This window comes from Kineosphaera limosa NBRC 100340 (genome assembly GCF_000298215.1).
Lineage (GTDB): Bacteria > Actinomycetota > Actinomycetes > Actinomycetales > Dermatophilaceae > Kineosphaera > Kineosphaera limosa.
The window spans coordinates 20,542-42,140 of the sequence record NZ_BAHD01000022.1 but is presented as its reverse complement, the minus strand read 5'-3'; the positions used below and the strand labels follow the sequence as shown (position 1 = coordinate 42,140).

Here is a 21,599-nt window from a genome sequence, read left to right as displayed (position 1 = left end):
GACACCTGACGGTAAACGGCCCCACCGACAAGGCACATCCGTCGTTCTACTCATCCGAGCCGGCCTGCGTGGCGGGCGCGCCCGATCGAAGGCGGGGCAGCGGGAGAGCGCACCCGACCGGAGGCAGTGTGGCCGGTGAATCTTGTCGGTGCTCGCCCCTAGGGTCGGCCCACAGGTCACTTCAGCTCACGAGCGGACTGCCTTAGAGCCGCTCCAGGCCGCCAGTTCTGCTCCGCAACCCCGCAAAGCCCTTCCACTGCGAGTCGATCAAATGTATGATTTCACTATGACTGTCAGCGCCCTTCCCACTGCCAGCGAGCGCCTCAATGAGTGCGTCTCGCAGGTCGTGGGCGTGCTGAACAGGGCCCACGCGCAATTGGTGGAGGCGACAGCCGAGCTCATCGAAACCGGCGCGTGGGCCGGTGGCGGCATCCTGTCCCCGACCCACTGGCTCATGCTGCGCGCTGGACTGTCCCGGGCCCGCGCCTGCCAAGTGGTGGAGCTGGCCAAACGCGCACACGAGCTGCCCGCGACGATGGCCACGATGGCCAGCGGTGAGATCTCCATCGAGCAGGCCACCCCGATCGCCCGCCACGTCCCGCCCGAGTTTGAGGAGTCCGTCGCTAAGCTCGCGCGGCACGCCACGGTGCCTCAGGTGACTCGCGCCGCCTCCCGCAGTTCCTTCCACACGCACCCCGCCGACGACTCTGGAGACACTGGGGGCTCCTTCACGCCGCCGCCGCTTGACCAGCCGCAACCCGTGGCTCCGCCGCGGTTGACCATGCACCACCGCCTCGGCCGCTTCTACCTGCACTACAACGCGCCCAGCGACATCGGCGCCCTTCATCGAAGCCTCTGTCCGTGAAGCCACCGACGCCATCTGGCGACGCCATACCGGCCAAACCGACCTGCCCGAGGCCACCGACGACGAAGCGGGCCACGAAGGGGGCCACGACGCAGCAGCCAAGAGCGGTGCCCGCGACCGCACCCGCCGACACGGCACGCCGCCCGCCAGGCCCGCCGACGCCGTCAACGCCGCTGACTCGTCCGAACCCACGGAGGTCGACGCAGCCGACATGGAGGCAGCTGGCTCCGGTGCCAGTGACGCCAGTGGGACTCGCGCCGGCGCAGCCGACTCCGACACCGCCGACTCCGGCGCCACTGACTCGGGCGCCACTGGCTCGGGTGCTGCTGACTCGGGTGCTGCTGACTCGGGTGCTGCTGACTCGGGTGCTGCTCACGGCGCCACAGGTCGAGGCGGCGCTTTCCTGGGCGACGCGTATCCGTGGGGGCGGGCCTTCCCAAACCTGGATTCGCAGCGGGTCGGGGCCAACGTCACCGACGCCTGCGACGAGCGAGAAGGAAAACCCCGGGTGAGTCTGGCCGAGGGACTGGCCGAGCTGACCCAGCGAGCCCTCGCCGCGGTCGATTCATCAGCGCGGCGTGATCACTACCGCGTGTACATCCATCTGGACACCGACGGGGGCTGGCTCACCGGCCAGCCCCGCCTCCCCGCTCACATCGTGGAGAAAATGACCTGCGACGGCCTACTGCAACCCGTCTGGGAAACCCACGGCACGCCCGTCAACGTCGGGCGATCCCACCGCACCGTGCCCCAACGCGTACGCCGCCTGCTCGACGACCGAGACCGCGGCTGCCGCTACCCGGCTGCCCCGCGATAGGGCACACCGAGAAACACCACATCGTCCACTGGATGCGCGGCGGTCCCACCGACACGTGCAACCTCCTCTGCTTGTGCCCCGGGCACCACGACGCCCACCACCGCGGCGAATTCACCATCACCGGCAACGCCGACCTGCCCGACGATCACCCCGACGCCGTGCGCTTCCGCAGCACCAACGACGGCAAACCGATCACCTATAGGCACCCCCCACCTCGCCACCGCGCCGAACCACTGCCCGCCGGCAAGCCCTACACCGGACCCACCGGAGAACGCATGTACGCCCGCAACGTCGAATTCGTCCGCCGCAGCCAGCCCGCGAACCTTGTCGGCGGCCGGGCCTAGGGTGTCGTCTCGTGAAGATCGCGACCTGGAACTGCAACTCGATCCGCACCCGCGTCGACCGCGCCGTCGCGCTGCTGCAACGGCACGACCTCGACGTGCTGGCGTTGCAGGAGACCAAGTGCCGGGACGACCAGTTCCCGCTGCTCCCCTTCGAGCAGGCCGGCTACGAGGTCGCCGCGCACGGCCTCAATCAGTGGAACGGAGTGGCGATCGTCTCGCGGGTCGGGCTCGCCGACGTGCAGGTCGGCTTCGAGCAGATGCCGACGTGGGGCGAGCCGGAGCCGGTCGCCGAGGCCCGCGCGCTCGGCGCCACCTGCGGCGGGGTGCGCATCTGGTCGTTGTACGTGCCGAACGGCCGGGAGCTGGGGCACCCGCACCTGGCGTACAAACTCGACTGGTTGGGGCGGCTGGCCGATGCGGGCCGTGAGTGGCTCGCGGGCGACCCGCAGACCCAGATCGTGCTCATGGGCGACTGGAACGTCGCGCCCCGCGACGAGGACGTGTGGTCCTTGCCGTACTACGAGGGCCGTACCCACACTTCCCCGCCCGAGCGGGCCGCCTTCGAGGGGGTCGTCGACGCGGGCTTCGCCGACGTCGTCCGGCCGCTGCATCCGGGGCCCGGGGTTTACACGTACTGGGACTACACGCAGCTGAGCTTCCAGAAACGCCGCGGCATGCGGATCGACTTCGCGCTCGGCTCACCGGCGCTCGCGGCCCGCGTCGAAGATGCGCTCATCGATCGGGAGGAGCGCAAGGGCAAGGGCGCCAGCGACCACGCCCCGGTGATCGTCGAACTGCGGCCGGAGGAGTGACCGTGCCCTCCTCGCGGGGCGCCACGCCCGATAGCGTGGGCAGGTGATCCGCCGCGCCACACCTAGTGACGTCCCTGACCTCGTGCGTCTGATCCGCGAGCTCGCCGACTACCAGAATCACCGGCACGAGGCCGTAGCCACCGAGGCAGATCTGCTCGCGGCCCTCTTCCCGACCGATCGCGCTCCCAGCGTGTTCGCACACGTCGCGCAGGTCGGGCCGCGGGTCGTCGGGATGGCCGTGTGGTACCCGTCGTTCTCCACCTGGACCGGGCGCAACGGCATCTGGCTCGAGGACCTGTTCGTCGAACCGGAGCATCGCGGCGCCAGGCTCGGGTTGGCGCTGCTGGCCGAGCTGGCTCGCGAGTGCGAGCAGCGCGGCGCACCCCGCCTGGAGTGGCACGTCGCGCAGTGGAACGAGTCGTCCATCGGCTTCTACCGGGGCCTCGGCGCCCGTCGGCTCGCCGAGCAGCAGGTGTTTCGGATCTCCGGGCAAGCCCTCGAGGAGATGGCCGGTCGCTGACTGCGGACACCGGACACCCATCGCCATGAATCCCCAACCAGAGGAATCCTGACGCCATGACCGACGACGCCCCTCCCATCTCCCGCCCGGCCGGGGCACCCCCGATCGCGCTGTCGATCGCCGGGAGCGACCCCTCCGGCGGGGCGGGCATCCAGGCCGACCTCAAGACGTTCAGCGCCTTGGGCGCCTACGGCACCGCCGCGATCACCGCGCTGACCGCCCAGAACACCCGCGGCGTCACGGGAGTGCACGTCGTCCCGCCGGGGTTCGTCACGGCCCAGCTCGACACCCTGGCCGCCGACCTGCGGATCGACGCGATCAAGATCGGCATGCTGGCCGACGCCGCCATCGCCGGGGCGGTCGGCGAGTTCCTGCGCGCGCAACGCCGGCTGGAGCGTCCGCCGTACATCGTGCTCGACCCGGTCATGGTCGCCACGAGCGGCGACCGGCTGCTCGACGAGGCGGCCGTCGACGCCGTGCGCGACCTGCTTCCGCTCGCCGATCTGGTGACCCCTAACTTGCCCGAGGCCGCGGTGCTGCTGGACGTCGCTCCGGCGGGTGACCTCGACGGCCTCACCGAGCAGGCCCGTGCCCTCGCGCGAACGTGCGGGACGGCCGTGCTCGTCAAGGGCGGGCACGGGGTGCAGGACGCCACCGACGTGCTCGCCGAACCCGCCACCGGCGACGGCACCGACACCGACACCGGTGGCAGTGGCGGTGAGCAGCGGGTCACGGTTTTCGAGGGCGAGCGGATCGAGACGAGCAACACCCACGGCACCGGCTGCACCCTCTCCTCGGCATTGGCGGCGCTGCGCCCGCAACGCGACGACTGGCCGACGACGGTGCGCGACGCCAAGACCTGGCTCTCTGGGGCGCTTGCGGCCGGCGACACCCTGTACGTCGGGTCGGGCAGCGGCCCGGTCCACCACTTCCACGAGATTTGGAGGCGCCCGTGAGCTTCGTCGACCAGCTCTGGCAGACCATCGAGCCCATCCGCACCGCCATCGACGAGCTGCCGTTCGTCACCGGCCTGGCCGACGGATCACTGGACGCCGACCGATTCGGTTACTACATGGCCCAGGACGCGCTCTACCTCGCCGACTACGGCCGGGCGCTCGCCGCGTGCGCCGCGCAGGCCACCGACCCCGGCGACATGGTGTTCTGGGCCGAGTCGGCCCGCCAGACCGTCGTCGTGGAGCGCGAACTCCACGCCGCGCACGTCGAGCGTGGCCTGCATGATCTGGGCCAGCCCTCGCCGACGTGCACCGCCTACACGTCCTACCTGCTCGCGCACTCCGCGCAGGGGTGCTACCCGGCGCTGGCGGCCGGCGTGCTGCCGTGCTTCTGGATCTACGACGACGTCGGCACGCGCATGAAGGCGGTCGTCGAAGCGCGCGGCGGACTGTCCGAGCATCCGTACGGCGACTGGATCGCCGCCTACGGCGATCCCGAGTTCGCCGCCTCCACCGCCCGGGCGCGCGAGATCGTCGACCGGCTCGCGCAGGCGGCCGACGAAGGGGTGCGGCAGCGGATGACTCGCGCGTTCGTCACCGCCGCCCGGTACGAGTGGATGTTCTGGGACGCGGCCTGGCGTCGGGAGACCTGGCCCGTCTGACCGCTCGCCCACCCTGCCTAGCCACCCGCTCCCCAGCCCCAGCCGGGCCCCGCCCCGGCCCTCGCTGACGGTCGCGGTCCCTGCCCAGGGTTGCGGTTGCAACGGCAACCGTCGGCAGCCAGCGCAACGTCCAGGATGTGGACGGTTGCGTGACCCGGTTGGGCTACTCGCGGCGCAGACCCAGGAAGAGCGCCGCGACGGCCCCGGCGAGCGCGCAGGCGGCGGCCCCGGCGAAGACCGACTGCACCTGAACCAGGCCGGCGTCGAGCAGCGCCTGGGCGTCGAGCAGGTCGGGCAGCGTCTCGACGTGCTGGTAGAAGCGGCGCAGGCCCCAGGCGGTGAGCAACGCCAGGCCGACGACCATGCCGATCATCCGGGCGACGACCACGAGCGCTCCGGCGACGCCATGGGAGTCGGCGTGCACGTCGTCCAGGACCGCCGCGTTGACGGGGGCGATCGCCAGCCCCAGACCCAGACCCACGGCCACCAGGACGACGGTCGTGCTGACGGGGTGGTCGAGGGAGCCGCGCTCCCAGGTGGCCATGACCGCCAGCCCGCCGGCGGCCAGCAGCAGCCCCGGGGCGGCGACCGCGCCGTTGCCGAGGCGCCGCAGCGCGAACCCGCCGAGCAGGGCACCGACCGGTAGCGCGATGAGGAAGCGGACGAGCACGAGGGCCGCCTGTGTCTGGGAGTCGGTGAGGGTCAGCCGAGCGAGCACGGGCACATCGACGACCACGGCCACCAGGGCGGCACCCACGGCCAGGCTCGTCAGCAGGCCGGCCCCGACGCGCCGCGTGACGATGCCGCGGGGCACCAGCGGCTGCGGGGCCCGCCCGTGCCACCACCAGGCGAGCAGCACGGCGATCAGGCCGACCGGCACGAGCACCCACCCCAGCGGCCCGACGACCTCCTCCTCCGGATTGGCCGACGCGAACGTCAGCACCAGGGAGCCCAGCGCGGTGGCGACCAGCAACGCCCCGATGACGTCGACGCGCGCCAACACTCGCCGCCCGGCGTAGAGCGCCGCGACGGTCCAGAGCACGAGCAGCAGCAGCGCCGCCACGCCAATCGGGGTGCCGAGTCGCCCCAGCCACGCCCAGAAGCCCGTCATACCCAGGGGCACGAACGGCAGCCCCCACGTGACGTCGCGGACCAGGGCCGGTGGGGCGAGCAGTGCGAAATGCAAGCTCACGAGCCCGAGGGCCAAGAGCGCGGCTCGGGCCAGCCCGGGGCCACGGTTCGGCCGCGCGCTGTGGTTCGGCTGCGGGCCGCGGTTCGGCGGCGCGCCATGGTTCGGGGCAGCGGTGACGTGCGCAGTGTCGGCGGTATCGGGTGCAGCGGCGCCCGGTCCGGGAGCTTCGGGCTCGACGGCGCCCGGTCCCGTGGCGTTCGTCTTGGGGGCCCGGCCGGCGGCGTCGAGGCGCGCCCGCGCGGTGGGATCGGCCCGCCGGGCGAGAACGACCAGCGCCGCGGCCAGCAGCAGCCCGAGCACGACGTTGAGCCAGAAGATCTCGCGCCAGGTTGCGACGGCGAGCACGAGGGCGCCGAGCAGCGGTCCGAGGACCGACCCGACCTCCTGCACGGCCCCGACCAGCCCGAGCGGCACGCCTCGCCGGTGCGCGGGCCACAGATCGGCGACGAGGGCCAGCGTCGCGGGCACGAGGCCGCCGCCCCCGATCCCCTGCACGACGCGCCCGGCGACGAGCACCGGCAGGTCGACGGCGAGCGCGGTGACGGCGGAGCCGACGACGAACAGGCCAAGGCACCACAGCAGCACGCGGCGGCGGGAGACGAAATCGGAGAGCCGCCCGATGAGCGGCAGCACGGCGATATAGCCGAGCAGGAAGCCGCTGATGACCGGGGTCGCGCGCTGCAGGTCATCGATGCTCAGCCCGACGCCGGCCATCATGTCGGGCAGCGCCAGCACCACGACATAGGTGTCGGCCGCGGCCAGTGCCACGGCCAGGGAGGCCAGCGCGAGCAGCCCCCGCGACCCGGCCGGCAGTCGCGTGCGGCGCGTAGCGTCGACGGAGGTGTTCACCGCCTGGCTGGCCCGCCGACGCCGCCAGCGACGTCACAAGGCTGCGCGGGGCTCACGGCGGATCCGCCGGGCCGATGGACTGGGTCCCCGTCGGGGTGGGGCGGGCCGGCTTAGCCGTCACGGTCGCCGTCGGTGGTCCGGGCGCGAGGGTGCCGGTGCCGCCGGGGAACGGCATCCCCGGGGGCGCGCTCGTCTGAGCATCGGAGGGTTCATTGATCTCGACGGGCTCGTTGTAGCGGTCGAAGACCACGTCGTAACTCGAGGTGGCCCCCGGGAAGAACGGCCCGGTGATCGACGCCTTGCGCAGCACCCCGTCGGGCTCGGTGAGGCCGTAGCTGACTTGGTAGGTGCCGTTGGGGTCACCGGTGTTGAGAATTTGTCCGACGTTGGCGCCGGGGATCGTCCCGGTGATCGTGCGCAGCACCTCCTGCCCCTCGCGCGCCTGGCCGGCATCCTGCGGTGACTGGGTGTGGGTGATGAGGGCGGTCAACCCCGTCTCCGGCGACAGCAGTTGTGCCGGGCTGGGCACGCCCCACGTGGCGGGGTCGGTCTTGACGTGCCGGGGGGTGAACGGCAGCTTCAGCCAGAGTGCCGATCCGATCGCCACCGCGTCGATGCGGGCGTTGATGCCGCGGACCCGCGCGTCGAGCAGGCCTTTGAACGCCGGCTCGTGCGTGCCGACCCCGTCCAATCCGAGAATGCCCTCCGCCGTGTCGGGCACGTCGCGGGAGGTGACGAGCAGATGCACCGAGGAGGCCGAATCGGCCTGCTGCTTGGCGGTGGCCAGGCGCTGGGCAGCCGTGGGCTCGTCCGGGCCGGGCGCCGCGCCGCCGTTGCTGCAGGCCGGGAGCGCCAGCAGCGCACACGCGGCGAGGGCTGCAAGTGAGCGACGAGACATGCTTCGACGGTACCTGCCGGATCGCCCCACGAGAGGGTCGCCTCAGGCGTGATACCGATCAGTCGGCGACGAGCCCTCGCCAGCCGCTGGCGACGCGACCCGTCGACCGGATGTCGCGACCGGACTGGTCGTTGCCGTCGGCGTCGAGGAAGGCGTGCACCTGCCCGGAGGGGGTGACCGCGGCGAGCGAACGCCCCTCGCCGGTGCTGCACTCCCCCGCGGCAACGTGCCGGTAGTTGCCCCAGCCGGAGCTGGCCAGCGTGCGCCGCGTGACGTTTTGCGGGCTCTTGCGCGGCACGACGTAGGCGGTCAACGCGCCCGATCCGGTGATCGCCACGAGGTCTTCGCCGACGTCGTCGCCGGGCAGCTTCCACCAGCCGCCGTAGGCCAGGGACCGCACTCCGCCCCAACCGGAGGTCGCGACGACCCCCGCGGGCTCGACCCGGTAGTCCGCTGAGATGGCGTACCGCCGCAGGGCACCGGCTTCGGTCACCGCATACAGGTAGGGGCCGGTGGCGACCATGAGCCGAACGGAGCCCCAGCCGGTCGCGACGACGGTGTCGTCGACGGCCGTGCTCGCGCTGCCCTCGGTCGTGCGGGTCGTCGCGGTGAGGCGATGCAGCCGACCGGAACCGTCGACCGCGAGGAAGCGGTCGACGCTGACTCGATCGCCGGCGGACTTGGTGTTACCCAGGAAGGCGATGGCGGTCGGCTCATAGCCGAGTTGGTGCCCGGTCGAGTAGACGGTCGGCTTCGTGCCTTGCACGACACCCATCGCCAAGGTCGTGTCGGGGCGGACGATCGTCACTGCGGCGCGGCACGTCGACGGAATCGACGCGGCCGAGACGGTCGATGCGGTCGAAGCCGTCGCGGCCGCCAAGGGCGCGATGAGAGCAGGAGAGTTCGCTGCGGGCGTGGCTACGGCGACTCCGCTCAGAGCGGTGATCCCCAGCGTGGCCACGACGGCAGCGCAGAGCGGACGGGTGAACGAGAGGCGGGACATGACGATCCTCGAGGGGTACGGCGTGTGGGCGGCAGAGCGTGCGCGCAGCCTACGAAGAGGTTCCCCCGGCGCGCTCTGACCGTTGTGGACATCGCCGCTTGACAGGTGGGCGTTACGAGGGCCTGTGGATACTCGTTTCCCCGAGGTTCACCGGGGGTGTCCCCAGTTGGGGAGTTCGCCCGCAACACAACGCCTTTCGCGTAGCCGCGCAGGTTGCCAGACAGCGCAAGACCCCCTGCACATGTCCACATCGTGAACATGCCCAGGGGGTCTTTGCGTCCAGAACGGGCCCCGCGAGAAGTCACCGCCCGGCCGGTGTGCGCAGGATCACTGACCGTCGGTCAGCTCCCCCTGCACGACCTCCTGCGCCTCGTCGTCGCCATCGGCGTCGTTCTCGACCACCGACTCCAGCGTGACGTCGTACTCCGGCTCGGCCAGGGTGAGGTGATCGCCGGAGGCCGCCAGGTAGACCGTGACCTCCTGCCCGTCGCGCACCTGCCCGGAGAGCAGCGCGGTGGCCAGCCGGTCGCCGATCTCGCGTTGCACGAGCCGGCGCAGCGGGCGCGCCCCGTACGCGGGGTCGTAGCCGGTGCGAGCCAGCCACTGCCGAGCGGGCTCGGTGACCGACAGCGTGATCCGCCGGTCCGCCAGCCGCCGCGACAGCGCCGCGACCGCGAGCTCGACGATTTGCGAGAGCTGCTCCAGCGTCAACGGCTCGAAGATCACCGTCTCGTCGAGGCGGTTGAGAAACTCCGGCTTGAACGCCGCCCGCACCGCGCCCATGACCGCCTCGCGCTTGGCGTCCGGGCTCATCGAGGGGTCGATGAGGTACTGGCTGCCAAGGTTGGAGGTCATCACGAGGATGACGTTGCGGAAGTCGACCGTGCGACCCTGCCCGTCGGTCAGGCGCCCGTCGTCGAGCACCTGCAGCAGGATGTCGAAGGTCTCTGGGTGTGCCTTCTCGACCTCGTCGAGCAGCACGACCGAGTACGGTCGGCGCCGCACGGCCTCCGTCAGCTGACCGCCCTCGTCGTAGCCGACGTAGCCGGGCGGGGCGCCGATGAGCCGGGCGACCGCGTGCCGCTCGGAGTACTCGCTCATGTCGATGCGCACCATCGCGCGCTCGTCGTCGAAGAGGAAGTCCGCCAGCGACTTGGCCAGCTCCGTCTTGCCGACACCGGTCGGACCGAGGAACAGGAACGAGCCGGTGGGCCGGTCGGGGTCGGCGATGCCGGCCCGGCTGCGGCGCACGGCGTCGGAAACGGCGCGAACGGCCTCGGTCTGGCCGATGAGCCGCTTGCCCAGCCACTCCTCCATATGCAGCAGCTTCTCGGTCTCCCCTTCGAGCAGTCGCCCGGCGGGGATGCCGGTCCACGAGCTGATGACGTCGGCGATGTCGTCGGCGCCGACCTCTTCCTTGACCATCGGGCCGTCTTCGGCCACCTGGTGCTCGGAGGCGGAGGCCGCCGCGAGCTCCTTCTCCAGGGCTGGGATCTCGCCGTAGAGCAGGCGGGATGCCTCACCGAAGTCACCCTCGCGCTGCAGGCGCTCGGCGTGGCTGCGCACCTCGTCCAGGCGCGCCTTGAGGTCGCCGACCCGGTTGAGCCCGGCCTTCTCGGCCTCCCAACGCCCGGTCAGCGCGGCAAGCTCCTCCGTGCGGTCGGCCAGGTCCTTGCGCAGGCGGGCCAGCCGCTCGCGGGAGGCGTCGTCGGTCTCGCGCTCCAGGTGCAGCTCCTCCATCTTCAGGCGGTCAACCTGACGGCGCAGCACGTCGATCTCGACCGGGCTGGAGTCGATCTCCATCCGCAGCCGGCTAGCGGCCTCGTCGACGAGGTCGATGGCCTTGTCGGGCAGCTGCCGGTTCTGGATGTAGCGGTTGCTCAGCGTGGCGGCAGCGACGAGGGCCGAGTCGGCGATGGCTACCTTGTGGTGCGCCTCGTAGCGCTCCTTGAGCCCGCGCAGGATGGCGATCGTGTCTTCGACGCTCGGCTCGCCGACGTACACCTGCTGGAAGCGGCGCTCGAGGGCGGCGTCCTTCTCGATGAACTTGCGGTACTCGTCGAGCGTCGTGGCGCCGACCAGGCGCAGCTCACCGCGCGCGAGCAGCGGCTTGATCATGTTGCCGGCGTCCATCGAGCCCTCGCCCGTCGCACCGGCGCCCACAATCGTGTGCAGTTCGTCGATGAACGTGACGACCTTGCCGTCGGACTCGGTGATCTCGGTGAGCACGGCCTTGAGCCGCTCCTCGAACTCGCCACGGTACTTGGCGCCGGCGACCATTGCTCCCAGATCGAGAGCGATGAGGCGCTTGTTCCGCAGGGACTCGGGCACGTCGCCGGCGACGATGCGCTGGGCCAGGCCCTCGACGACGGCCGTCTTGCCGACGCCGGGCTCGCCGATGAGCACGGGGTTGTTCTTCGTGCGGCGAGAGAGCACCTGCACGACCCGGCGGATCTCGGAGTCCCGGCCGATGACGGGGTCAAGCCGGCCCTCGCGGGCGGCGAGGGTGAGGTCGGTGCCGTACTTGGCCAGGGCGTTGAACTGGTCCTCGGGGTTCTCGGAGGTGACCTTGCCGCCGCCGCGCATCGCCGGGATGCGCTCGTCGATGGCGTCGGCGTCGAGGCCGAACGCCCCGGTGCGCGCGAGCGCGAGCAGCAGGTGGTCGGTGGAGACGAAGCTGTCGCCCATGGCCTCCATGACCTGGCGAGCCTGCTCGAGCACGGTCAGACCGGAGCGGGAGAGGCTGGGGTTCGTCATCGAGGAGCCGGAGGCGCTGGGCAGCTTGGCCAGTTCGGCCTCGGCGGCGCGCCGTGCGGCGAGCATCGAGGAGCCCGTGGCCTCGAGCAGCGGGCCGGTGGTGGTGTCGGGCTGTTCGGTCAGGGCCAGCAGCAGGTGCGCCGGCTCGACATTGGGGTTGCCGGCGGCCGCGGCGTTACGCGTTGCCGCCGAGAAGGCCTCCTGGGCCTTGGTCGTCAGCTGAAGATTCATGAGGTGTGCGACTCCTTGAGTGTTGTGGTCTTCACCTGCATAACTGTGTCAAAGTTGAGTGTATTCCGCTCAACCCTGGGCGCCCTTCCGGCGACCTTCACCAGTCTGACCGCCAGAGGCCACCGCTGCCACCTTCGGGCCCCAACCGGTGCACTCCTGGCGGCGAGTCGTCACGTTGGCGGACCAACCGTCACTTCCCGCCACACGAATCGTCACTTTCACGGGCCAGCCGTCACTTCCCGCCACACGAGTCGTCACTTTGGCGGGCCAGTCGTCACAAACAACTGACGACTCGAGCCCACAACTGACGACTCGGGCGGGGCGCGGGCCCGGGGAACGCGGCTGCCCGGGGAACGCGGCGGGATCAGGTCAGACGCGTCATCAGCTGATCGGCCAGGCCCAGCACTACGGCGAACCGCAGGGTGCGGCCGATGAGCACCATGGGAAACACCCAGCGCAGGGGCAGCCGCAACTGGCCGGCGAGCAACGCGACGATGAGCAGTGGCGGCAGACCCAGGGATGCGGAGGCGAAGAACGTGACCCGCGAGAGCAGTGGCCGAGCCTCGAACGCGTGCCGCCAGCGGTCGTAGTCGCGACGGCGGGTGCCGACGTCGAGTTTGCGCTGCACCCAGGCCGACTCCATGGAGCGCCAGCCCGCCGCATACCAGACGAGCTTGCCGACGGCCTGACCCGCACCGGCCGCCAAAGCCGTCAGCCACAGCGACTCCGGCGACAGCACGCCGCGCAGCCCGACGAGGTACACCTCGGCGTTGACGACGGGCACGATCGCCGACAGCACGCACACGGCGAAGGTCGCGAGCAGGACCACATACGCACCATCGCACCCAAAAGGCCAGTGGCGGTGGGCAATTGCGGCCACAGCTGCGCAACAAAATGCTCCCCGCGATGTGCCGGTGTCGGTGATCGTCGCGCCTGGAAGGATGCCAGGAGGGTCGCTCACCCAGGCCCTGCGCCAGGCAGTGCGCAGCCCGCGACACCGCCGACCATCGGGAGCAGCACCCGCAACGGACGAAAAGGATCCGCGATGAACGACTCACCCATCACCGCCGCCCAGGTGGGCGAGGCCTTGGACGCCCTGCGCAACGAGGGGCCGCTCGTGCAGTGCCTGACAAATATCGTGGTGACCAACTGGACCGCCAACGTGCTGCTCGCCGCCGGGGCGGCTCCGGCCATGGTCGACAACGAGCAGGAGGCGGGGCTGTTCGCGGGCGTCGCCTCGGGAGTGCTCGTCAATCTCGGTACACCGCAGGAGAACACGGTCGCCGGGATGCGCGCGGCGGTGGCCGGAGCCAAGGACGCCAGCACGCCGTGGGTGCTCGATCCGGTGGCGGCCGGGGGGCTGCCATGGCGCACCGAGATCGCGCGCGAGCTGGTGGCGGCCGGGGCGCCGACGATCATCCGGGGCAACGCGTCGGAGATCGCGGGCCTGGCCGGCGGCGCGGGCGGCCGGGGCGTGGACTCCACCGATACCCCTGACGCGGTCCGCGAGGTCGCGCAAGACCTTGCCCGCGCGAATTCCTGCGTCGTCGCCGTGAGCGGCGCGGTGGACCTCCTGACCGACGGCCGACGCACCGTGCGGCTCGCGAACGGCCACGAGTGGCTGACGCGCGTGACCGGGGTCGGCTGCAGCCTGGGTGCGCTCATGGCGGGATTCGCCGGGGTCGTCGACGACCCGCTGGTCGCTGCGGCCTCCGCCACGGGTTTGCTGACGGTCGCCGCGGACCAGGCGGCCCAGGGCGCGCAGGGTCCGGGCACCTTCGCGGTCGCCCTGCTCGACCGACTCGCCTCCCTGAGCGCCGACGACCTCGTCGAGCAGGTGCGGCTGTCGTGACGCAGGTGTCTGGCGGGCGTCGCCCGGAGGCGGATCTGCGGCTCTACCTCGTGACCGACACCGCGCAATGCGGGCAGCTCGGCGTCGTCGAGACGGTGCGCTTGGCGGTCGCCGGCGGCGTGACGATCGTGCAGCTTCGCGATCCGGAGGCCAGCGACGCGCAGACCGTGGAGTTGGGGCGGGCGCTCGTCGCGGCGCTGGCCGACACCGGGGTGCCGCTCATCGTCAACGACCGGGTGCATCTCGTCGCGGACATCGGCGCCCAAGGCGCGCACGTCGGGCAGGGCGACCTCGACCCGGTGCGCGCCCGCGAGATCCTCGGTCCGCGGGCGCTGCTCGGTTACTCGGTGCACGACGAGAGCCAGCTGGCCGCGGCCCGAGGGCTGCCGAGGGGCACCATCGACCACCTCGGCATCGGCCCCCTGCGGGCGACGAGCAGCAAGCTCGATCACTCTCCGGTCCGCGGCCTGGCGCACTTGGGTGCGCTGGCTGCCGCGAGCCCGTGGCCGTGCGTGGCGATCGGGGGCGTCAAAGCCGCCGACCTGCCCGACCTGCGCGCGGCCGGCCTCGCCGGGGTCGCCGTCATCAGCGCCATCTGCGGCACCCCGGACCCCCAGGCCGCCGCCGCCCAACTCACCGCCGCCTGGGGCTAACCCCCGGCCGGCCAGCCCGCCCCGCCGCCGACGGTTGCGCTCCCTGCGTTGGGGCGCGGTCGCAATAGCAACCCTGGGCAGCAAGCGCACCCGTCGGCGCGGGCGGGTGGGGCCGGGCCGCCTGGGACTAGCCCAGCGCTAGACCAGGGCAAGCCCGCTGCCGACGGGCGTGGTCCCTGCCGACGGGTGCGCTCGCGACCGCAACCGCCGGCAGCGGGCGCACCCGTCGGCAGCGGGCGGCGGGAACTCAGGCGGCGTTGTCGGGGTTCTGGGCCCACAGGTCGGGGCCGAACACCTCGTAGTGGATGCGCTCGCTGGAGACGCCCTTGTCGAGCAGGGCGCGGCGGGCGCTGCGCATGAACTCCAGTGGGCCGCACATGAACACGGTGCAGTCCGAGGGCACGGCGATGTCGGAGAGGTCCATGAAGCCCGACCGCGCCGGGTGGATCGTGGGGGCGTCTTCGGCCCCCTCCTCGTACCAGTTCTGCGCCTTCGCGTCGCTCATCCACTCGACCTGGCGGCGCAGGTGCTTGTACAGCGCGTGGTTGGCGTGCGAGGTGTCCGCGTGGAAGAGCCGCACGGTGCGCTCGGGCTGCCGGCGCGAGAGGTCGTCGAGGATGGCGGCGATCGGGGTGATGCCGATACCGGCCGAAACCAGCACGAGCGGGCCCGTGGAGTCGTCGAGCACGAGGTCGCCAGCGGGCTGCGACAGGTCGAGGATCGTGCCGGGTCGCGCGTTGTCGTACAGCCAGTTGCTGACCTGCCCCTCCGGTGCCCCGTCGACGCCGTGGACGCGCTTGATCGTCACGCGCAGGTCGCCGCGGGGGCTGGACGAGATCGTGTATTGACGCGGTTGGCGCTCGCCGTTGGGCAGATCCACGGCGATCGCGACGTACTGACCGACCTCGTGCGGGGGCGCCTCCCCCTCGACGGGTGAGAGCACGAGCGAGAACACGTCCTCCCCCTCGTCGAAACGCTCGACCACCCGGTACTTGCGCCACGGGTGCGTGGGGTCGGTGCCCGCGAGGGCGTACAGCTTGGCCTCCTCCGCGATGAGCTCGGTGCCGAACAGCCAGTAGACCTCGTCCCAGGCGGCCCCGACCTCCGGGGTGATCGCGTCGCCGAGCACCGTCTTGACGGCCTTGAGGAGGTGATGCCCGACGATCGTGTACTCCTGCGCGCGAATGCCCAACGACACGTGCTTGTGGGCGATGCGGCGCATGACGGGGCCGAAGTCGGGGGCGTCGGGGTCGATGAGGTTGACCGCGTAGGCCACGACCGAGGCGGCCAGGGCCTTGGGTTGCTCACCGATCGCCTGGTTGGCCTTGTTGAACACGCGCATGAGCTCCGGGTGCGCGGCGAACATGTCGGGATAGAAGACCTTGGTGATGTCTTCGGCGTGCTCGGCGACGACGCCGGCCGTGGCCTTGACGATCGCTTCGGACTCAGGTGACAGCTTCATTGATGCGTCCTTCGCTGGGATAGGTCAACGGGAGGATCGGGGCCAGCCGCGCCCCTCTCCAGGGCTACCACGAAGGCTCTGTCCACGGAGCAGGGACGGCTATTTCACGGTCAGGCCCGGTGCAAATCGCACGCTACCACCGGCGCCTCCGGCCTCCTGACGGGCCCAGATCGCAGCGGCCGGCCGACCGGCGGCAGGGGGAACAACTCGGCCCGGCATCGCGCAGAGAGCGACGCCGGGCCGTTCGACACACCCCACCGGCCAGCGGATTCGGCTGGCGGCGGCAAGCGGCTCACGTGGGCTAAGGGCTCGATTCAGGGCTTGCCGGAGTCGTAGGTGCCGTCGGGGCGGGGGCCGGCCCCACCCGGAGCATCTGGCTGGCCGCTCGCACCGCCCGCTGCAACCCCGGACGTCGAGCCGGGCCGGGAGGCAGAGCTTGCCTTGGAGTCGGTCGCCTTGCCGTCGGCCTTCGCCTCAGCCTTGGCTTCGGACCGGGCCTCGGGGGCCTTGGTTTCGGGCTTGGTCTCGGGGGCCTTGGTCTGCGACACGCGCGACCCGCGGGCCGGTTGAGTACTCCCCCCGGAGGCGGGCACCGGCTGGGTGCGCGCGGCACCGGAGTCGGAGCGGCTGGGTCCGCCGTGCTCGGCGAGGCGGGCGCGGGTCTGGGCCAGCTCCCGCTCCTGCTCGCGAGCCTGCTTCTCGAGGTCGCGACGCTCCTTGCTGCGCTTGGACCGGCGGCGGCCTGCGACGGCGATCATCCACAGTCCCAGCAGCAGGAAGAAGACGGTCAGCGCGCCGGACAGGAACATCGTCAGCGGTGTCAGAGTGAGCTGGTTGTTGAACATCTCCACGGTCGTGGTCGCCGCGCCTGCGGACGAGGCCACCCAGTACGCGGCGCCACCCACGACGGCGGCGGCGATGATGAAGATGATGCCAATGACGGCCATGTGCTTCCTCTCTACCGTGGCCGGGGGCTTTCCGCCCGCCCTTGCGGCCTGTGTCTTGCCTGAACTTACCCGCCTCCGGCTGCCCAGACACCCACACTGGGGGCCGAAAACCGGCGCTGCGGCAGGATGAGTTGTCATGAGTGCGCGCATCGAAGCCGTGGCCGGGGACATCACGACGCAAGAGGTCGACGCCATCGTCAACGCCGCGAACTCGGGGCTGCTCGGCGGTGGCGGTGTCGACGGCGCGATCCACAAGGCCGCCGGTCCGGCCCTGCTCGCGCAGTGTCGGCGGCTGCGCCGCACCAGCCATCCGGACGGGCTCGGCGTCGGCGAGGCGGTCGCCACCGACGGGCACGAGCTGCCCGCCCGCTGGGTCATCCACACGGTCGGACCGAATCGCCATGTGGGTCAAATCGATCCGGCGCTGCTCGCCGCGTGTTTCCGCAACAGCCTGGCGGTCGCACGGCAGGTGGGCGCCACCTCGATCGCCTTTCCGGCGATCAGCGCCGGCGTCTATGGCTGGGATGTCGAAGAGGTCGCACGTATCGCGGTGGCGACGGTCCGCGCCGAGGCCAGCGACGACCTCCAGGTGCGTTTCGTGCTCTTCGGGGAGAAGGCGCTGAGCGCCTTCCAACGCGCACTCGCCTGACCCGGGCGGGTCAGGCGAGTGCGCGTTCCGGTCGAGCGAAGGCCCGCGAATCAGGCGAGCGCGACCCAGGAACCGGCCTTCATGACGTCGGTCACACCCCACTGCTCGTCCAGCACCACGAGGTCGGCCGGCCCCCCGGCCGCGAGCGCGACCGGCGGTAGCCCGATCGCGGCGGCCGGCAGCACCGAGGTCTGCCGGGTCACCGCGAGCAGCGCCTCGTCGGGCGGCAGCTCGCTGGCGGCCAACGCCTGCCGGAACTGGTGGTCCATCGTCGCGGTGCTGCCGGCGATCGTCGTCGTGCCGGTGAGCCGGGCGACACCGTCGGCGACGGTGACGTCGAGCCCGCCGAGGCTGTAGGCGCCGTCGGCCATTCCGGCGGCCTCCATCGCGTCGGTGACGAGCACGACCCGGTCGGAGCCGGCCCGCCCACACACGTCGCGGTACAGCGCCGGGTGCAGGTGTTGACCGTCGGTGATGAGCTCGAGGGTGACACGCGGGTCCTCCATGAGCGCCACGACGGGGCCCGGATCCCGATGGTGCACCGGGCGCATGGCGTTGAACAGGTGCGTGGCGACGCGGGCGCCGGCGCCGATGGCCTCGCGGGTCTGCTCGTAGGTGGCGTCGGTGTGCCCGACGGCCGCGATGGCGCCCGCGTCGACAACCCGGCGCACGGCCTCCAGCCCGCCGGGCAGTTCGGGGGCCAGCGTCACCATGGCGATGGTGCCGCCGCCGGCCGCCAGCACCCGATCGAGTTCGGCCGGGTCGGGCGCGCGCAGGGCGGTCGGCTCGTGGGCGCCGCAGCGGTGGGCGGAGATCCACGGCCCCTCCAGGTGGATGCCGGCGACGAGCCCGGCCCGCACCTGCTCGGCGACCGCCTCGACCTGGGCCAGTAGATCCGGCGGGCTGGCCGAGACGAGCGAGGCGAGCATCGCGGTGGTGCCGTGGCGCCGGTGGAAGTCGACCGCGGCCGCGGTGGCCGCCGCGTCGGCGGCGGGGAAGGCTCCTCCCCCGCCGCCGTGCACGTGCATGTCGACGAAGCCCGGCACCACCGTCACCGCACCCAGCGCGCGGTCGGCGGGGCGCGGTGGGTCGCCGGCCCCGACCGCCACCACGCGACCGTCGCGCACCTCGAGCCAACCGGGCGCCAGGATCTGCTCGCCGGTCACGACCCGGTCGGCGGTCAGCAGGCTCATCTCAGATCCCCTGCCACCCGGGCTTGGCCCCATAGGTCTCGCGGTAGTAGTCCACGAGCTGCAGCCGGCTGGCGGCGGCGGAGTCGAGCAGCACGCTGACGTGCGGGTGATGCTGCAGGATCGTCGCCGGCCACATCGCGCTGACCGCTCCCTCGGCCAGGTGATGCACGGCCTCCGCCTTACCGCGGCCGGTGGCCAGCAGCACGATGTGCCGCGCGGCCATGATCGTGGCCAGACCCTGGGTGAGGCAGTGCTGGGGTACCGCCTGCGGGTCCCCGTCGAAGAACCGGGCGTTGTCCAAGCGGGTCTGCCGGGTCAGGGTCTTGATGCGGGTGCGAGAGGCCAGCGACGAGCCGGGCTCGTTGAACGCGATATGCCCGTCGGTGCCGATGCCCAGGATCTGCAGGTCGACCCCGCCCGCTGCCACGATGGCCGCCTCGTACTCGGCGCAGGCCGCGGGGATGTCGGTCGCCAGCCCGTCGGGGCCCTGCACGGCCCCGGGGGCGAAGTCGACGCGCGACACGAAATCGGCGTCAATGACGTTGCGGTACCGCTCGGGGTGGTCCGCGGGCAGACCCACGTACTCATCGAGTGTGAACGCCCGCGCCTGCGCGAACGACACCTCCCCCCGCTCGCACCGGGCGGCCAGCGCGTCGTAGACCGGCCGTGGCGACGAGCCGGTGGCCAGCCCGAGCACCGCGGTCGGGTCGGCGGCCAGCAGCGCGGCGATCGCGTCGGCGGCCACCTCCCCAAGCCGCTGCGGGCTGTCGTGAATGACGATTTCCATCAAGGGACCTTTCGTTTCGAGACGGTCGGAAGCGGGGTGGTGCGTAGGCTCAGCGATCGACCCAGAACAGTTCGTCGAGCGCGGCCACCTGCTCGCGGGCCAGGGCCTGCACGTCGGCTTTCTTGTCCATGACGATGACCGGCACGATCGGGCTCCGGCCGGAGGCGACCACGGCGGGCACGTCGTAGGTCGTCATGATCTGCCCGGCGACGACGCGGTCCTTCTTGCTGACGTGGCTGGCGAAGCCCTTGCCTTCGAGCTGCACCGTGTCGATGCCCAGGTGCACGAGCACGCCGCGGCCGTCGTCGGTGCCGATGACGAAGGCGTGCGGCCACACCTGCAGCACCGTGCCGCTGACGGGGGCGGCGACGTTGAGCACCTTGTGCTCGGGGTCGATGGCCAGGCCCGGGCCGACGATGCCCTCGGCGAAGGACTTGTCGGGCACCTGCGACAGCGGGAGCACGCGCCCGGTCAGGGGTGCGAGCACGGTGCCGGCGGGGACGGCGGAGCTGGCGGGCGCAGCGGGCGTGCTGGCAGCGGCCGGAGCAGCGGTCGTCGCGCCGACGGCGGCCGGGGCGGGCGCACCGGCGAGCACGGCGTTGATCTGCGACTTCAGCGAGTCGGCCTGGGTGCCGAAGATCGCCTGCACGTTGTTGCCGACCTCGACGACGCCGGCGGCGCCGAGCCCCTTGAGCCGGGCGGCGTCGACCTTGGCCTTGTCGGCCACCTCGATGCGCAGCCGGGTGATGCAGGCGTCGACGCTGCGCAGGTTGTCGCGGCCACCGAACGCGGCGATGAGGTTCTCGGCGAGCTGGCTCGGCTCCGCGCCGTCGGCGTCGGCGGCGTCGGGGGCCACCTCGTCACCGCGGCCGGGGGTAGCCAGGTTCCAACGCTTGATGACGAAGCGGAAGAGCACGTAGTACAAGACGAAGAAGACCAGGCCCTGCACGATGAGCAGCGGCACGTTGTGGGCGGCCGGGGCGGAGTAGTAGAGCACGAGGTCGATGAGTCCGGCGGAGAACGAGAAGCCGAGGTGGATGTCGAGCGTGTAGGCGATGGCCAGGGAGAGCCCGGTGAGCAGCGCGTGCACGACGTAGAGCGGGAACGCCACGAACATGAAGGCGAACTCCAGCGGCTCGGTGATGCCGGTGATGAAGGCGGTGAGGCCGGCGGCCCCGAGGATGCCTGCGGCAACCTTCTTCTGCGACGGCTTGGCCATGTGCATCATCGCCAGGGCGGCACCGGGCAGGCCGAACATGAGAATCGGGTAGAAGCCGGAGGTCAGCAGCCCGGCGCTGGGGTCGCCGGCGGCGAAGCGGGTCAGTTCGCCGGTGACCAGGCCGCTGGGGCCGGCGTAGTCGCCGTAGATGAACCAGACGAAGGTGTTGACAATGTGGTGCAGACCCAGCGGGATGAGCAGGCGGTTGACGACACCGTAGACGAAGGCGCCGAGCGCGCCGGCGCCACCGATGAACTCGCCGACGTTGGTCAGGCCGGCGTTGAAGATCGGGTAGAAGTAGCTGAGCGCGAAGCCGATGATCAGGGTGGCCAGCGACACGACGATCGGCACGAAGCGGCGACCGCCGAAGAAGCCGAGATAGGCCGGCAGCTGGATGTCGTGGTACCGGTCGAAGAGCCAGGCGGTGACGAGGCCGACGACGATGCCGCCGAAGACGCTGTAGTTGATCATCGCCTGCTCGCCGGCTGCGTTGAGCTGCCCTTCGAGCACGACCGGCGACATCGACTTGAAGACGGCCTCGATGACCAGGTAGCCGGCGACCGCGGAGAGGGCGGTGGAGCCGTCGGCCTTGCGGGCGAAACCGATCGCGACGCCGACGGCGAAGAGCATCGCCAGGTTGCCGAAGATCGCGTCACCGGCGGCGCTCATCGCATCGAAGAAGGCCCCGATGATCGGGGTCGTGATGCGACCGAGCAGGTCGGGCTGGCCCAGGCGCAGCAGGATGCCGGCGGCGGGCAGCAGCGCGATCGGCAGCATGAGGCTCTTGCCGAGCCGTTGCAGTTGGCCGAAGCCCGGTAGGTGCCGCTTGGACCGAGGTGGTGAGCTTTCCTGGACGGCGCTCATGTCGTCACTCCTTCGTGAGGTGGTGCAACCAGATAATTGGTCTGGACCACAGCCTGGTCTAGACCAATCT

The 21,599-nt window shown here is 71.4% G+C and carries 20 protein-coding genes; 10 read left to right on the top strand and 10 right to left on the bottom strand.

Going from position 1 to position 21,599, the window contains the following annotated elements:
• Positions 1-286: 286 nt before the first annotated feature.
• The 7 genes from KILIM_RS07655 (at position 287) to KILIM_RS07630 (ending at position 4,973) form a co-directional block, all read left to right on the top strand.
• On the top strand, positions 287-865 hold the full coding sequence (locus KILIM_RS07655; RefSeq protein ID WP_006592084.1) for a DUF222 domain-containing protein: 579 nt from the start codon (positions 287-289) through the stop codon (positions 863-865).
• A 211-nt stretch (positions 866-1,076) separates the two neighbouring features.
• Positions 1,077-1,682: a TrbL/VirB6 family protein gene (locus KILIM_RS23935; RefSeq protein WP_006592083.1), complete on the top strand. Its 606-nt coding sequence runs from the start codon at positions 1,077-1,079 to the stop codon at positions 1,680-1,682.
• The gene (locus tag KILIM_RS22185; RefSeq protein ID WP_373280987.1) at positions 1,598-2,026 is read left to right on the top strand and encodes an HNH endonuclease signature motif containing protein; all 429 of its coding nucleotides are present in this window, start codon (positions 1,598-1,600) and stop codon (positions 2,024-2,026) included. Before KILIM_RS23935 ends, KILIM_RS22185 begins: the two co-directional genes overlap by 85 nt.
• Before the next feature lie 11 nt (positions 2,027-2,037).
• Complete coding sequence (locus KILIM_RS07645) at positions 2,038-2,838, top strand: exodeoxyribonuclease III (protein WP_006592081.1); 801 nt, start codon at positions 2,038-2,040, stop codon at positions 2,836-2,838.
• 43 nt (positions 2,839-2,881) lie between these two features.
• Positions 2,882-3,358 (top strand): GNAT family N-acetyltransferase, encoded by a 477-nt coding sequence (locus tag KILIM_RS07640; protein ID WP_006592080.1) that lies wholly within the window; start codon positions 2,882-2,884, stop codon positions 3,356-3,358.
• A gap of 56 nt (positions 3,359-3,414) precedes the next feature.
• Entirely contained in the window at positions 3,415-4,314 is a 900-nt protein-coding gene (gene thiD, locus KILIM_RS07635) for a bifunctional hydroxymethylpyrimidine kinase/phosphomethylpyrimidine kinase (protein ID WP_006592079.1), read from the top strand.
• Positions 4,311-4,973, top strand: a complete 663-nt coding sequence (locus tag KILIM_RS07630; protein ID WP_006592078.1) for a TenA family protein — start codon at positions 4,311-4,313, stop codon at positions 4,971-4,973. Before thiD ends, KILIM_RS07630 begins: the two co-directional genes overlap by 4 nt.
• 163 nt (positions 4,974-5,136) lie before the next feature.
• Here the strand turns inward: KILIM_RS07630 and KILIM_RS07625 are convergent, their stop codons facing one another.
• From KILIM_RS07625 to KILIM_RS07605, 5 genes are all read right to left on the bottom strand, one after another.
• Positions 5,137-7,014, bottom strand: a complete 1,878-nt coding sequence (locus KILIM_RS07625; RefSeq protein ID WP_006592077.1) for an MFS transporter — start codon at positions 7,012-7,014, stop codon at positions 5,137-5,139.
• A 52-nt stretch (positions 7,015-7,066) separates the two neighbouring features.
• Positions 7,067-7,912 (bottom strand): LppX_LprAFG lipoprotein, encoded by an 846-nt coding sequence (locus tag KILIM_RS07620; RefSeq protein ID WP_006592076.1) that lies wholly within the window; start codon positions 7,910-7,912, stop codon positions 7,067-7,069.
• A gap of 58 nt (positions 7,913-7,970) precedes the next feature.
• Entirely contained in the window at positions 7,971-8,915 is a 945-nt protein-coding gene (locus KILIM_RS07615) for a hypothetical protein (RefSeq protein WP_006592075.1), read from the bottom strand.
• A gap of 327 nt (positions 8,916-9,242) precedes the next feature.
• On the bottom strand, positions 9,243-11,903 hold the full coding sequence (clpB, locus tag KILIM_RS07610; RefSeq protein WP_006592074.1) for an ATP-dependent chaperone ClpB: 2,661 nt from the start codon (positions 11,901-11,903) through the stop codon (positions 9,243-9,245).
• 364 nt (positions 11,904-12,267) lie between these two features.
• A complete protein-coding gene (locus KILIM_RS07605) occupies positions 12,268-12,732 on the bottom strand; it encodes a YqaA family protein (protein ID WP_006592073.1) in 465 nt (154 codons plus the stop codon).
• A gap of 216 nt (positions 12,733-12,948) precedes the next feature.
• Here KILIM_RS07605 and thiM point away from each other — a divergent pair, with 216 nt between their 5' ends.
• Complete coding sequence (thiM, locus tag KILIM_RS07600; RefSeq protein ID WP_006592072.1) at positions 12,949-13,755, top strand: hydroxyethylthiazole kinase; 807 nt, start codon at positions 12,949-12,951, stop codon at positions 13,753-13,755.
• Complete coding sequence (gene thiE / locus KILIM_RS07595; protein WP_006592071.1) at positions 13,752-14,408, top strand: thiamine phosphate synthase; 657 nt, start codon at positions 13,752-13,754, stop codon at positions 14,406-14,408. The genes thiM and thiE overlap by 4 nt, the downstream gene beginning before the upstream one ends.
• A gap of 247 nt (positions 14,409-14,655) precedes the next feature.
• Here thiE and KILIM_RS07590 read toward each other — a convergent pair whose 3' ends face one another.
• Together KILIM_RS07590 and KILIM_RS07585 are read right to left on the bottom strand one after the other, a co-directional pair.
• Complete coding sequence (locus KILIM_RS07590; RefSeq protein ID WP_006592070.1) at positions 14,656-15,870, bottom strand: globin domain-containing protein; 1,215 nt, start codon at positions 15,868-15,870, stop codon at positions 14,656-14,658.
• Between the two features lie 314 nt (positions 15,871-16,184).
• The gene (locus KILIM_RS07585; protein WP_006592069.1) at positions 16,185-16,817 is read right to left on the bottom strand and encodes a hypothetical protein; all 633 of its coding nucleotides are present in this window, start codon (positions 16,815-16,817) and stop codon (positions 16,185-16,187) included.
• 136 nt (positions 16,818-16,953) lie between these two features.
• Here KILIM_RS07585 and KILIM_RS07580 point away from each other — a divergent pair, with 136 nt between their 5' ends.
• Complete coding sequence (locus KILIM_RS07580) at positions 16,954-17,466, top strand: O-acetyl-ADP-ribose deacetylase (protein ID WP_006592068.1); 513 nt, start codon at positions 16,954-16,956, stop codon at positions 17,464-17,466.
• Positions 17,467-17,516: 50 nt separating this feature from the next.
• Here the strand turns inward: KILIM_RS07580 and nagA are convergent, their stop codons facing one another.
• From nagA to KILIM_RS07565, 3 genes are read right to left on the bottom strand one after another with little or no spacing between them, the layout of a single operon-like run.
• Positions 17,517-18,659, bottom strand: a complete 1,143-nt coding sequence (gene nagA, locus KILIM_RS07575; protein WP_006592067.1) for an N-acetylglucosamine-6-phosphate deacetylase — start codon at positions 18,657-18,659, stop codon at positions 17,517-17,519.
• A 1-nt stretch (position 18,660) separates the two neighbouring features.
• Positions 18,661-19,446, bottom strand: a complete 786-nt coding sequence (nagB, locus tag KILIM_RS07570) for a glucosamine-6-phosphate deaminase (protein WP_006592066.1) — start codon at positions 19,444-19,446, stop codon at positions 18,661-18,663.
• A gap of 49 nt (positions 19,447-19,495) precedes the next feature.
• The gene (locus KILIM_RS07565; protein WP_006592065.1) at positions 19,496-21,529 is read right to left on the bottom strand and encodes a glucose PTS transporter subunit IIA; all 2,034 of its coding nucleotides are present in this window, start codon (positions 21,527-21,529) and stop codon (positions 19,496-19,498) included.
• Between the last annotated feature and the right edge of the window lie 70 nt (positions 21,530-21,599).